This is a genomic window from Heyndrickxia shackletonii, from assembly GCF_001420715.1.
In the GTDB taxonomy this organism is placed as follows: domain Bacteria; phylum Bacillota; class Bacilli; order Bacillales; family Bacillaceae_C; genus Margalitia; species Margalitia shackletonii.
The window spans coordinates 380,937-394,876 of the sequence record NZ_LJJC01000015.1; the positions used below are offsets into that span (position 1 = coordinate 380,937).

Genomic DNA, 13,940 nt, shown 5'->3' on the forward strand with positions numbered 1-13,940 from the left:
TCATCGGCGTACGGATTTCGTATCCCAAACTAATTCAAAACAGGTGCCCTATACGGCACCTGTTTTTACATTATTGCACTTTAGAACCTTGTCTTGTATCAACCAAGGAGGATTCATCCGATTCTTTTAACCAAGCTGACATCGCTTCAATATCTTTAGAGAAGATACGATCCTTTATTATACTTGGGACAATTTTGCGTCCTTTATCATAAAAGCCTTTAGTAGCATGTGCCATTTTTTCAACACCGCGGTATTCAGCCCCTTGCATCGCGCAGATCATTTCAATTGCCAATACCCTTCTTGTATTTTGCAGAATTTGATAAGCATGTCTTGCAGCAATCGTTCCCATACTTACATGATCTTCCTGATTTGCTGATGAAGGGATGGAATCAACACTGGCAGGATGTGCAAGTGTTTTGTTCTCAGAAACTAATGATGCAGCTGCGTATTGCATAATCATCGCTCCAGATTGCAAACCAGGTTCAGGACTCAAGAACCCAGGCAAATCATTTAATTGCGGATTTACCAATCTTTCAATACGTCTTTCCGATATATTAGCCAATTCTGCGATGGCAATTTTCATAAAGTCCATGGCAAGAGCAATCGGCTGCCCATGGAAGTTTCCGCCTGAAATAACCTTTTCCCCATCATTAAAGATAAGCGGATTATCGGTAGCTGCATTCATTTCAATTTCAAGCTTCTCTCTTACGTAATCTAACGCTTGCCATGAAGCTCCATGAACTTGCGGGATACAGCGTAAAGAATAGGCATCTTGAACCCTAATCTCCCCTTGTCTTGTTGTAAGCTGGCTATCCGCTAAATATTCACGAATTCTTCTAGCCACATCTACTTGTTGATAATAACCGCGGGCTACATGAACATCTTCATCAAATGCATCGATGATCCCTTGTAATGCCTCGATGGTAACAGAAGCAATCAGCTCACTTTGTTTTGCTAATTTTTCCGCTTCTAAAAATGCTACCACTCCCATCGCTGTCATTGCTTGGGTCCCATTTATTAACGCTAATCCTTCTTTTGCTTGTAGGGTAATCGGGAGAATACCTTCTTTTTCTAATGCTGTCCATGTATTTGTGCGTTCTCCCTTATAATAAACCTCCCCTTCTCCCATTAAAGTTAACGCTAAATGGGAAAGCGGTGCTAAATCTCCACTCGCTCCTAATGAACCTTGCTGAGGAATAACAGGATGAATATGTGCATTCAGTAAATCTAATAGACGGTTGATAACTACTGGGCGTACTCCGGAGAAGCCTTTTACTAAGGCATTTGCCCGTAATAAAAGCATCGCTCTAGAGACAACCTCTGGAAAAGGTTCACCAACACCGCACGCATGGGAGTGGATTAAGTTTAGTTGAAGCTCTTCCACATTCTCTGAATCAATGTATACGTCGCTGAATTTTCCAAAACCTGTTGTGATTCCATATACCACTCTTTTTTCCTCAACAATTTTCTTTACTGCTTCATGGCTTTTTTGTACTCGTTCCATGCTCTCACTGGAGACACTCACAAATTCATTATTGTATAAAACCTCATTGACTGATTTAAGTGTTAATGTATTTCCTGTAAGTTCCATTTTATTGCATCTCCTCTTTATGTTTGATATAGTAGCACGCTAAAGAAAAAAGGCTTGATCACAATTTGTTAGTTTGTGATCAAGCCTTTTATTACTTCTTTTTTTAAACGGAAGTGTATTCTCATACGTACTCACCTTTTCATGATAAAAATTATCATTTCCTAATAACAGAATACGATTTCGCTAAGTAGTTTGTCAATTAAAAATGTTCCATATTTTAACAAGATATTATATTACTGTGTTAGTATAGGAAAGGGGAGATTCTAAATAATGTATCTTCCTTTGCACATACTAAAGGTTAATTAAACTATTGGAGTGACGTAAAATGAATGAACAACAAACAATGGCTATGCGGGAGACATTAACGGTTCAATCAAGACAAGTGTTTCCTCCGGATACGAATCATCATGGAACTTTATTTGGCGGTAAATTAATGGCATATATTGATGAGACTGCAGCCATTGCTGCGACAAAATTAGCAAGAGGCCCAGTTGTGACTGCCTCTACGGATTCTGTCGATTTTATTAAGCCTATTCGTGTTGGAGATGTTGTCGATATTGAAGCGATGGTTTCTTGGACAGGCAGAAGTTCTATGGAGATTTTTATAAAAATTACATCGGAAGATCTTTTAACAAGGACAAAGTCCATTGCAGCTCTTTCGTTTTTAACCTTTGTTGCCCTAGATGAAAATGGAAAACCTACTAGAATACCGGCCGTTATCCCTGAAACAGACGAGGAAAAATGGTTGAATGAAACAGCTATCAAGAGAGCAGAACACCGGAAAGTAAGAAAAAAAGAAAGTGAAGATTTAGCACGTTATTTCACAAAAGGTAAATAAGAAACTATTGGTACGCATCGCAACCAACGGAAACATTACGAGCTAATGCCTTACCCGCAGAAAAATCCGTTAAACCATTTTTTAAAAAAGTAATCCATTAAACGCTAAAGAATAACACCCCACATTTTTCGTGTGGAGTGTTTTATTTTTTTATGAGTATATCTGCTATTTAATCAAGTAACTTCCATTTCCTTATTTTAGGTATTTCGTTTGGCAAAGGATTCAATGTGGTCTATAATACAGGATAGCATTTTATGAGAAAAGTGGATGCGCCTTACTTATCAACGTACGTAATAGACGGCTTCGACACAGGATTCAGGAAATACAGCGAGGCAGTTCATAGGCTAGGGAAATGGCACTTCAAATTCTACTTGATGTCCTTATGCCGCTAGGAGACTCGGAAATCCGCTAGTCGATAGGCGCTGAACCGAACAACGAATTGCTAGATCTATTAAATAAGTTATATAATAACAAACTAATTTAGTTTTATAATTCTAGAAAAGGAGACAAAGTAATGACGAGTCAATCCTTTTTACAAATGAATACGATTTTTATCAGTATTCTAATAGAATCATTGCCATTTGTGTTATTGGGTGTTTTGGTTTCGGGAATCATTCAAATGTTTGTTACAGAAGAAATGATATCCAAGATTTTGCCGAAAAATCGCTTCTTGGCAGTTCTAGTTGCAACAGTGATGGGGGCACTCTTCCCAGCCTGTGAATGTGGAATTGTTCCGATATCTAGACGTTTGATGGCAAAAGGGGTTCCGCTCCATGCTGCTATCAGCTTCATGTTAACTGGGCCAATCATCAATCCAATCGTATTGTTCTCAACTTATATTGCTTTTGGAAACAGCTGGAGAATGGTGCTTTACCGCGCCGGACTTTCCTTTGTTGTTTCGGTGATTGTGGGATTTATTATTTCCTATCAATTTAAAACATCACAGCTAAGAGAATCCGCTTCCCATGATCATCATCATCACCATGGAAATGGTTTGAAGGGGAAAATAAAGGGAACCATTCAGCATACAATTGATGAATTCTTCTCTGTTGGGAAATTTTTAATAGTAGGTGCTCTGATCGCAGCTGCTATGCAAACCTATGTAAAAACATCCACCTTAACAGCAATTGGACATGGACCATTTTCTTCTCATCTTGTGATGATGGGTCTTGGATATGTGTTATCGATTTGTTCAGAAGCAGATGCTTTTGTTGCGTCATCCTTCCAAAGTACATTCTCGCTCAGCTCGATCGTTGCGTTCCTTGTCTTTGGAGCAATGTTTGATATTAAGAATACATTAATGATGTTCCAAGCATTTAAGCCTAAGTTTATTTTTTACTTATTTGTATACGTTGCGTTATTCGTATTTTTAGGATCGATGTTTATTGCACAAATTTCATAGTGATTACTTTTTAGAAAGGAAAATGTGAAGCATGATAAGATTTTTTATTTTACTTGGTTTCTCTTTTCTCTTTTTACATTTGCATGCGACCGGGTCCATTAGTAAATACATTAATATGAAATACTCTTATATTTCTTTTATCACCATCTTTGTGCTCTTTTTCCTAACTATTGTCCAGTTATATTTTTATATTAAAGGCGATAAAGAAACAGAAGATGGCTGTGATTGTGGATGTGACCACCATCATCATCATAAGAAAACCTGGAAGGATTATGTGATGCTGCCGGTTCTCATATTTCCAATCTTTTCGGTATTGTGTTTACCGGTGGCAACGCTTGACTCCAATATTGTAAAAGCAAAGGGATTTAACTTTAATGTGTATAATGACAAAGACACATCTGCAATCCATGAGTTTCTACAGCCTGACTCGAGCGTTTATTATGGTACAGACGGCTATGATGAATTGATGGGGAAATCCAAGAAAAAGTTCAGCAAATTAGGCAACAATGTCGCATTAAGTGATGAGAATTGGCTGCAAGGAATGGAGACCATCTATCGATTCCCTGGAGATTTCATGGGTAAGACCGTTAGTTTCCGAGGATTTGCTTATAATGAAAAAAATCTAGCAGCAAATCAATTGTTTATTTTCCGATTCGGTATCATCCATTGTGTAGCTGACTCCGGTGTATTCGGTATGCTGGTTGAATTCCCTAAGGGTGTTCACTATCATAATGATGATTGGCTGCAAGTTACTGGAACATTAACCTCCGAATACTATCAGCCATTTAAAAAGACTATTCCAGTGTTAAAAGTGGAAAAGGTGAAGCAAATTCCAGTTCCGAAAGACCAATATGTTTACCGGAACTATTAAATTAGAAAAAGGGAAGGTGAATTGCTCATCGACCTACGGACTCTTGAAATTGAAGTGCAAATTTCAATTAGAGGGGCTTTGACATAGGGAGGTAGTTCAGGAGCTAGTGAAATTGGCACTTTAGATTTCACCGAGTAAAATTTGAAATGTAACCTTACCTGATGCCCGCTTATCATAGAAAAGAGCCTCCGAAAATTCGGCTAGTCGATAAGCTCTGATACTGGACAAAAAAGTGGATTAAATTCTAGCAGAACTTAATATATTTTAAATATAGGGTATACAACTATCATGTATACCCTATTACATTTTTACAAAACATTTAAGATTAGATGACACGCAAAAGCTCAAAGAGATCCTCTCTTATAGCCCAATCCTTTTTGGTTACGGCGCTGAAGAACTCTTTTCACCATATTCATATTTGTAATATTTATTTCATGGCATAAATTGTATGCCGCATTACCCTCATAAATCATCTATACTAATCTAAGAATTATATGTAATGACAAAAATCGAAGACTTTCGTCACTGTTCTACAATGACTTTAAAACAAATGCGTAAGCTCCTCAGCTTCGAAGTAGCAGGCAGGACCAACGGAAACCGTACTGAGGTAGCTCACAAGCTAGTGAAATTGGCACTTCCATTTTCACCTGATGCCCGTAGAAATCGGCTAACCGAAGCTGTTGCACTAAACGTAGACAATATTTTTAAAGGGTTATCCACGGGTCTAAATTTTATAGTTAACTAGAAAGCAATCATGCACATTATATTTTTAAAAGGAAAAGGTGATATTAGGTTATGTTCTCAAACGCTGATATTGGAATTGATTTAGGTACTGCAAATACCCTTGTTTTTAGTAAAAGTAAAGGTGTTATTTTAAATGAGCCATCTGTCGTTGCCATTAATACGGAAACGAAAAAAATCGTGGCCGTTGGACTAGAGGCTAAAAGTATGATCGGAAAGACACCTGAAAAAATTGCAGCTATCCGACCTTTAAAAGATGGGGTAATTGCTGATTTCGACATCACTACAGAGATGCTTAGACATATTATGAAAAAAATCGGAAAACAGCTTGGAATGTCTGTCAGAAAGCCAAACGTAATTGTATGTACTCCTTCAGGTGCAACTTCCGTAGAAAGAAGAGCAATCCAGGATGCAGTAAAAAATAGCGGTGCCAAGAATGTTCATTTAATTGAAGAGCCTGTTGCAGCAGCCATTGGGGCAGACTTGCCGGTAGATGAGCCTGTAGCGAATGTAATTGTGGACATTGGCGGCGGAACAACCGAGGTTGCTATCATTTCCTATGGCGGGGTTGTAACAAGCAACACGATTCGCGTCGGCGGCGATAAAATGGACGAGGATATTATTCAACATGTTAGAAAAACTTATAATCTCTTAATTGGGGAGCGCACCGCAGAACAAATTAAAATGGAAATTGGGTACGCGTTAGTTGATCACGATGAAATTTCCATGGAAGTTCGCGGACGTGACCTAGTATCCGGATTACCAAAAACAGTTACATTAAAATCAACAGAAATTCAAAACTCCATGCGAGAATCTTTATTGAAAATTTTAGAATCCATTCGTGCGACACTAGAAAATTGCCCTGCAGAATTGAGCGGGGATATTGTGGACCGTGGGGTTATATTAACAGGTGGCGGCGCACTACTAAATGGTATGCAGGATTGGCTGTCTAAAAGTATCATTGTACCGGTACATTTAGCATCAAATCCGTTGGAATCTGTTGTAATTGGTACCGGGAAATCATTGAAATTTATTAATCGTTTACAGCCTATGGCGAAATAAAGGACATTAAAAAAAGAGCTAATGATAGCTCTTTTTTTAGTGTTAGCAGATAAGTTTTTGTAGGTGTTTAGCACTATTTGGAACTATTCGATGTCATTTTCGGGCCATTCCCCTGCAGTTCCGGGCTGTTGACTGAGCGTTATCTAGATTTCTTTGATATGAATGAATTATTTTTCGTACGTTAGAGAAAACTGATATCTATATAATCTTAAGTCAGGTGAACCACATGTTAAGTCATGAAATTGAGGATACTTTTGATGTGTATGGATATCAGCGTTATTACAAAAACATGAAAACAGCTATCGAAATTTCCGGTCTGTTGGATCATGTTGACCGGTATACATTGGAAAACTTCTTTGATACCTTTGATTTCCAAGGCTATGATCGCTTGTTATTTGATGAGTTTCGATATTATTTTTGGATGTATCTAAAAATATACGAGCAACAGGCATGACAAAAGGGAGCAGCACAAGCGCTCCCTTTTTACTTATTGTTCTACTGCTTTTCCTTTATTCGAATCTGAAATGGTGTCTGTCAAATGTTCAATACTTCCACGAACATTATATTTTCCGGATAAGTTTTCTAGCAGCTCTTTCACATCGATACCTGAAGATGCTTTCAGCGATTCTTGCAGGCTTGACATTAAGCTTGTGGCATAGCCAGTTACTTTATTGGCTCCGCCTTCACCGCTGCCGCCTCCAGTATCCACAACAGTAATCTTATCAATATTGCTAAGCGGGCTAGCAACTTGTTTTGCATATTCAGGAAGCATTTTTAAAATCATGTCCATAACAGCTGCCTGACCAAATTGTTCGAAAGCTTCTGCGATCTTTCTCTTTGCTTCCGCTTCGGCAAGACCCTTTAAACGAATGATTTCGGCTTCCGTTTCCCCTTGTGCTCTTTGGGCTTCTGCATGTGCCAAACCATCGATACGGACTTTTTCTGCTTCCGCCTTTGCCATGGATTCAATTCGATATTTGTTCGCATCTGCTTCTGCCATTTGTCGTGCCTTATCAGCCACTGCAGCCTGCTCAACAGCATAGCGGTCTGCATCCGCTTTTTTCTTCACTTCCGAATCATATTGACGCTCACGACGTAAGATTTCTTTCTCCTCAAGTTCAATTTGCTTTTGACGTTCAATGATTTTAATTTGCATTTCCTGTTCCGTTACTTCTTGTTTGGAACGTGCTGTTTCCAAATCATATGCTTGGTCTGCTCGCGCTCTTGCAATATCCTGTTCACGGCGGAACTCTGCAATTTTTAATTGATTCATTTTTTCTGCTTCCGCAATTTCCGTCGATCTTTCTAATTCCGCTTTTTGTGCGTCTTTTGCAGCTTCTGCACGCTTAATTCTTGTTTCTTTTTCCGCTTCGGCTGTTGCAATATCTGCATCCCTCTTTACTTGGGCAATTCGCGGTTTACCTAGAGATTCCAAGTATCCATTTTTATCTCTTACTTCTTTAATGGTAAAGGATACTATTACTAACCCCATTTTCGCTAAATCCTGGGAAGCAACTCGTTGAACCTCTTGAGAGAATTTATCTCTATTTTTATAAATTTCTTCTACAGTCATCGATCCAAGGATGGAACGGAGATGTCCCTCCAGTACTTCCTTCGCTTCGTTTTCGCGATCCTGTTTTGTTTTTCCTAAAAATTGTTCTGCTGCAGTAGCAATTTCCCCAATGGAGCCTCCAATTTTAATAATCGCTGTTCCATCAGCCATGACCGGCACACCTTGTTCTGTATACACTTCAGGTGTAGTAACCTCTAATTTACTGGATAATAAGCTTAGTGGCTGTGACTGTTGGAAAACGGGTAGCACGAAAGTACCGCCGCCGCGAATAATTTTAATTTTATTTCCTGCTTCATCCACATGGACATTTTTTCCGCCAAGATAGCTTCCTGTAACAATTAATGCCTCATCTGGACTCGCAGTGCGATACTTGGAAATAAATACACCAATTAAAGCAATTAATAAGAATACAACAATGGCAATAACAATCCAAATTCCGATCATACCTGATTCAAACATACCTTCTCCCCCTATCTCTTATTCTTCATAATGCAATTGATTATTTTCATATGAAACTACATATAGTACACCATTTTTCACTTCAATCACCAGGACCTGAGTGCCTTCTTCTATTGGAGCATTTTTTACGCTGGCGGCTGGTTTGGCAATCGTTCCACTTTTGCTTTCAATCACAACTTCGCCAAATCCATCTTCAGGGATGGAAATAATCGTCTTTCCGATTCTCCCTTTTAAAGAATCCTCCGTGTAAGCAAGGGATTCTTCCGCTGAGGATAGTGGAATGAGCACAAACATGTTTAGTAATGTGTCCAAGACGAGTGCGATAATGGCAGATATGGCAATTATAAGTGCACTTGAAATAGAAGTTGCAAGCTCTAATATATATCCGCTTGCGGAAAAAAATGTGATGAATGATAGCACTAAAGTCGGGTGTAAAAAGTTTAGCCCTTCTCCTAAACCATGCAGCACGTCACCGAAAAAAATATAAAGAATGGTTAAGACACCTGATACAATTAATAAAACTAAGTAAATGGTCTCGATTGGTGTTCCGAATATCGTCATTCTCATCATTCCTTCAGATTGAACTTTTACATCATTTTTATGTCTTTCTCCTTTCTCTATTTTCCTACTAATATTTACGGGGCATCCAGAACTTTGGTTTCATATTATTTTTAAAATTTTTAACCATTACCTCTAAATTTATCTCGGTAGTACAAGGGACACATTTTTTCCCTTCTTCCATAAAAAATTCTGCCTAATGGCTAGGCAGTCTATATAAAAAATGGTGTATTTTTTCGATACGATTTGCCCAATCGATAATAATGGTCAACAATCTCCTGATTTAGTCCTTTAAATTTTTCCGGCACAGGTGGCAATGCGTCTGCTTGTTCCTGTTTCCATACTGCTTTACCTGGTTCTATGAAACGTCCATCTGATATTTTGACATCATTTGTTACCGTTGCCCCATGCATAATCACGCAGTTCTTTCCAATCGTCGCACCGTAAATGGATACCCCTTCCCCGATGAAGGTATTTCTCCCTATATACAGTGGACCATGCGGCTGGGCATGATGCAAAATACTCACCTCATCCCCAATATACACACCATATTTTTTCCCTTTCACATCTACGTGCTGGTTTGGATGACAATGTATAACGACAAAATCTTGAATATTTGTTTTTTTACCAATAAAGTAAGGCGTTGAAGAATCAGCACGAATCAAATTGTTCCAGCCAATAAAACAATCATCTTCAACTCGGACATCTCCGAATATATACGAATTTGGTCCCACCACAGCGTTAACACTAATCTTTGGATATTCTGCATTTGGATTTTCTTCAATTGGAGGATTAAAAGAGAGAATTTGCCTTTGTGGATAGACTCCTGTTTGTTTAAACTTAAGATCCTCACCACCTACAGGTTGTTGCTGTCTCATTGCAGGAGGATAAGGATAGTATGGGTAGCCTTGATAGTATTGCATATGAAGTCCCTCCCCATCTTGTATAATTGTATCAATACATGGGTATTCGCTGTGAAGAGAAAATATTCATAATGAAATATTTGGGTGGTTTAGTACGGACACCAGATCCGTTATCTGTGACAAAAAGGGGGTATTTCTAATGTTTGCGGACATAGGATCCGTTATTTAGCATAAAAACAGTGATTTCTATGTGTTTTTTCATAAATAACGTACCCTGTGTCCGCTAGACTCTTAAATTAAGGTCATTTTATAAAAATAACGGATTCTCTGTCCGCTTAAGATTGTTCATTTAGGGAAATCCCCATACTTAAGATACTGCAGAGCTTCCTTGAGCATTATTTTTTGATTCTTGCTTCCGAGTCACACTCACCAATAAATAAACAATTGGTGTTGCCACAATGGAAGCAAGGAATTTAAATACATATTGTGTAAAAATAAGTGTTACGAGTACAGCTAATGGCATTGTTCCCATGAATGCAATCGCTATAAAAATAGTTGTATCCACTAGCTGACTTAACATAGTTGAAGCATTGTTCCTTAGCCATAGCTTCTTCGTACCATGCTTTTTCTTCAATTTGTTAAAAACAAAAACATCTAAGTTTTGACTGACTGCATACGATGCTAGGCTTGCTACAATCACTCTGAAGCTCCCGCCTAAAATGGTTTTAAACTCTGATTGATGTCCGAAAACGGGGGCAGCCGGCAATTGAATTGTAATAAAAATAAAGATTAAAGCAAGTACTTGTGTGATTAGGCCAGCTTGAACCGTTTTTCTCCCTGTTTCCTTTCCATACACCTCAACAATGACATCCACAATCGGATAGGTAAAAATATAGATGACAACTGCTGCAGGTAAAACTGCCAGGTGGCCAATGCTAAACAGCTTCACCGCTACAATATTTGCCAGAATTAATAAACCGACAAATAATCCATTTAAATATAATAACATCTTATCGGTTATCCACTTTCTCTGGATATAAATCATGATTCATTAAGCGGAAATTGGCCATTTCCTCATACTTCGTTCCCGGTCTACCATAATTGCAATAAGGATCAATAGAAATACCGCCACGAGGCGTAAATTTCCCCCATACCTCAATATAACGCGGATCTAAAAGTTTAATAAGATCATTCATAATAATGTTCACACAATCCTCGTGGAAATCTCCATGATTTCTAAAACTAAATAGATAAAGCTTCAGAGATTTACTCTCGACAATCTTTTTATCTGGTATGTAGCTGATATACATGGTTGCATAGTCTGGCTGGCTTGTAATGGGACATAGTGATGTGAACTCCGGACAGTTAAACTTTACAAAATAATCCCGATTCGAATGTAAATTATCTACGGATTCTAAAATTTCGGGAGAATACTCAAATTTGTACTTGGTACCTTGATTCCCTAACAAGGTTAAATCCTTTAACCCTTCTTCCTGTTTTCTTCCTGACATAAAAAAAGCCTCCTTAAGATGTACCTTGACATTTTAGAGAGGGAATTTTCCATAGCAAACATATTAAAATGGATAAAAGAAAAGCCATGCCCATTATGGACATGGCTATAATTGTCATGTATCCATAGTTTTTTATAGAGGGTTTTGTGCTATGAACCTCTCCCGTCATGTTCGGGTATTTAATTGAACATAAATAGAATATTAAATTCTTTACAGTCCGTCAACTAGAAATTTTATTATTCATCTTGTAATGCATTCTCAAGATCTTCAAGAAGATCCTCAATATCCTCTATCCCAACGGAAATGCGGATAAGTCCATCCTCTATTCCTAGCTCATGACGGCGTTCTTTTGGAATGGAGGCATGTGTCATTAAAGCTGGAATAGAAATTAAGCTCTCCACTGCACCTAAGCTTTCTGCAAGTGTAAAGTATTTTACCTTCTTCAATACATCCAGTGCTTTTGCTTCTGATTCCACTGTAAAGGAGATCATCCCTCCAAAACCATCTGCTTGTTTGCTGTGGATATCGTGGCCCGGATGATTAGCTAAGCCGGGATAATAAACTTTTTGAACATGTTTATTATCTTGAAGAAAATTAACAACCTTTTTCGTATTTTCTTCAATCTCTTCCATACGAACGCCTAATGTCTTAATTCCACGAATTAATAGCCAGCTATCTTGCGGACCTAAAATACCACCTGTTGAATTTTGAATAAAATGAACATCTTCGGCTAACTTGTCATCATTCACAACTACAAGACCTGCTACTACATCGCTATGACCGCCAAGATATTTTGTTGCACTGTGAAGGACAATATCTGCTCCAAGTTCAAGCGGATTTTGCCAATACGGAGTACTGAAGGTATTGTCAACAATCAGTTTAAGGTTATTTTCTTTGGCGATTTCACTTACAGCCTGAATATCGGTAATTTTTAAAAGCGGATTTGTTGGGGTTTCTACATAAATCGCTTTTGTATTTGGTTTTACCGCATTTTTCACTGTGTCTAAATCGCTGGTGTCAACGAATGTTACTTCGAGATTAAAGCGGTTTAGAACCTTGGTCATAACACGGAATGTTCCGCCGTACACATCATCCGTCGCAATAATATGGTCCCCTGCAGAAAATAATTGGATAACTGCCGTGATGGCTGCCATACCTGAACCAAATGCAAATCCCCGCTTACCGCCTTCAATATCTGCAATTAGCTTTTCCAATGATTCACGCGTAGGGTTTCCCGTTCTTGAATATTCATATATAAAATTACCAACACCATCTTGTTTATACGTACTTACTTGATAAATTGGTGTGGAAACAGCGCCAGTATAAGGATCACGACTAATTCCACCATGAATAAATTTCGTTTTTTTCCTCATGTTCATTCCTACTTTCTAAGGCTTCTTTCTTAAACTATGTTGCTTTTGTAAACGAAAACCTTATAGAAATCCTTATTTGGGTTAAGAATGAATACTCTTTTTAAGAAAAGTTGCCCCGGAGATAAGTTTAAGATTTTATAACATTTACGAAAAACAACAATTTATACGAAATCAGCCTTCATATATTTTGCTACTAATGTAACGTTCGCTGCTATCCGGAAAAATGGTTACTATATTTGTTCCAGGTTTTGCTATTGCTGCCTCACGAAGACACGCTTCCAACGCTGCTCCCGAAGAGCTGCCTACTAAAAGACCCTCTAGTTTTGCCAATTCAGCCAAACGAGTGAATGCCGCTTCATCCGGAATGGTATGGATTGCATCAAAATAATTCCGGTCCATAAAAGGCGGCAGAAATTCCATCCCAATTCCCTCTGTTCGATGCGATCCCGACTCGCCGCCATTTAAAATCGACCCTTCAGGCTCTACTATAACCGTCTTCACATTTGGGAGTTTTTCTTTCAAATATCTAGAGGTCCCCATAAATGTCCCACCGGAGCCAGCTCCAGCAACAAAAATATGAACATTCCCATCAAGTGCTTCATAAATTTCAGGTCCAAGACTTGCATAATACGTATCCGGATTAGCATAGTTTTGGAACTGACCTGGATAAAACGCACCCGGAATCGTTTCTAATAATTCCTTCGCTTTGGCAATCGCACCTTCCATCCCCAGTTCAGTTGGAGTATTTACGACTTTTGCCCCAAGCGCCCTCATTAATGTTTGTTTCTCAAGGCTGAATTTTTCCGGTACCACAAATATAGCTTGAACACCAAATTGAATAGCCGCAAGTGCTAGACCAATTCCCGTGTTTCCGGCTGTCGGCTCAATAATGGTTCCGCCTTTTTTCAGCTTTCCTTCCGCAAAGGCTATTTTCAACAAATACTGCCCTAAACGATCCTTTACACTACCACCAGGATTAAAATATTCAAGTTTCGCAAATAAACGTACACCCTCTGGCAATGTAAAGTTTGTAATCTCCACCAATGGTGTATTGCCTATTAATTCATGCACATTTCGCGCGTATTTCATCTTTAAAAC

13 protein-coding genes and 1 riboswitch are annotated in these 13,940 nt (G+C 38.4%); of the genes, 5 read left to right on the forward strand and 8 right to left on the reverse strand.

Annotation, left to right across the window (positions count from 1 at the left end; genetic code table 11):
* Positions 1-70 precede the first annotated feature (70 nt).
* Complete coding sequence (hutH, locus tag AN964_RS23640) at positions 71-1,591, reverse strand: histidine ammonia-lyase (protein ID WP_055742239.1); 1,521 nt, start codon at positions 1,589-1,591, stop codon at positions 71-73.
* 325 nt (positions 1,592-1,916) lie between these two features.
* On the opposite strand from hutH, the gene AN964_RS23645 reads away from it, so the two are divergent.
* The 5 genes from AN964_RS23645 (at position 1,917) to AN964_RS23670 (ending at position 6,959) form a co-directional block, all read left to right on the forward strand.
* Complete coding sequence (locus AN964_RS23645; RefSeq protein ID WP_055742240.1) at positions 1,917-2,429, forward strand: acyl-CoA thioesterase; 513 nt, start codon at positions 1,917-1,919, stop codon at positions 2,427-2,429.
* 514 nt (positions 2,430-2,943) lie between these two features.
* Positions 2,944-3,831, forward strand: a complete 888-nt coding sequence (locus AN964_RS23650) for a permease (protein ID WP_055742241.1) — start codon at positions 2,944-2,946, stop codon at positions 3,829-3,831.
* A 31-nt stretch (positions 3,832-3,862) separates the two neighbouring features.
* Entirely contained in the window at positions 3,863-4,702 is an 840-nt protein-coding gene (locus AN964_RS23655; RefSeq protein ID WP_055742242.1) for a TIGR03943 family putative permease subunit, read from the forward strand.
* Positions 4,703-5,497: 795 nt separating this feature from the next.
* A complete protein-coding gene (gene mreBH, locus AN964_RS23665) occupies positions 5,498-6,505 on the forward strand; it encodes a rod-share determining protein MreBH (RefSeq protein ID WP_055742244.1) in 1,008 nt (335 codons plus the stop codon).
* A 226-nt stretch (positions 6,506-6,731) separates the two neighbouring features.
* A complete protein-coding gene (locus AN964_RS23670; RefSeq protein WP_055742245.1) occupies positions 6,732-6,959 on the forward strand; it encodes a hypothetical protein in 228 nt (75 codons plus the stop codon).
* Between the two features lie 33 nt (positions 6,960-6,992).
* On the opposite strand, the gene floT is transcribed toward AN964_RS23670, so the two are convergent.
* From floT to AN964_RS23705, 7 genes are all read right to left on the reverse strand, one after another.
* Complete coding sequence (gene floT / locus AN964_RS23675) at positions 6,993-8,537, reverse strand: flotillin lipid rafts scaffold protein FloT (RefSeq protein WP_055742246.1); 1,545 nt, start codon at positions 8,535-8,537, stop codon at positions 6,993-6,995.
* 18 nt (positions 8,538-8,555) lie between these two features.
* Positions 8,556-9,098 carry an NfeD family membrane protein gene (locus tag AN964_RS23680; protein ID WP_055742247.1) on the reverse strand — a complete coding sequence of 181 codons (543 nt, stop codon included), beginning with the start codon at positions 9,096-9,098 and terminating at the stop codon, positions 8,556-8,558.
* 209 nt (positions 9,099-9,307) lie between these two features.
* On the reverse strand, positions 9,308-10,018 hold the full coding sequence (locus tag AN964_RS23685) for a DapH/DapD/GlmU-related protein (protein WP_055742248.1): 711 nt from the start codon (positions 10,016-10,018) through the stop codon (positions 9,308-9,310).
* A 307-nt stretch (positions 10,019-10,325) separates the two neighbouring features.
* Positions 10,326-10,967 carry a queuosine precursor transporter gene (locus AN964_RS23690; protein ID WP_055742249.1) on the reverse strand — a complete coding sequence of 214 codons (642 nt, stop codon included), beginning with the start codon at positions 10,965-10,967 and terminating at the stop codon, positions 10,326-10,328.
* Position 10,968: 1 nt separating this feature from the next.
* Positions 10,969-11,469 carry a preQ(1) synthase gene (gene queF, locus AN964_RS23695; RefSeq protein WP_055742250.1) on the reverse strand — a complete coding sequence of 167 codons (501 nt, stop codon included), beginning with the start codon at positions 11,467-11,469 and terminating at the stop codon, positions 10,969-10,971.
* A 118-nt stretch (positions 11,470-11,587) separates the two neighbouring features.
* Positions 11,588-11,635, reverse strand: a riboswitch (PreQ1 riboswitch).
* Between the two features lie 70 nt (positions 11,636-11,705).
* Positions 11,706-12,842, reverse strand: coding sequence for a bifunctional cystathionine gamma-lyase/homocysteine desulfhydrase (locus AN964_RS23700; RefSeq protein ID WP_055742251.1), 1,137 nt, complete (start codon positions 12,840-12,842; stop codon positions 11,706-11,708).
* 171 nt (positions 12,843-13,013) lie between these two features.
* The gene (locus AN964_RS23705) at positions 13,014-13,931 is read right to left on the reverse strand and encodes a PLP-dependent cysteine synthase family protein (protein WP_055742252.1); all 918 of its coding nucleotides are present in this window, start codon (positions 13,929-13,931) and stop codon (positions 13,014-13,016) included.
* Positions 13,932-13,940: the final 9 nt, after the last annotated feature.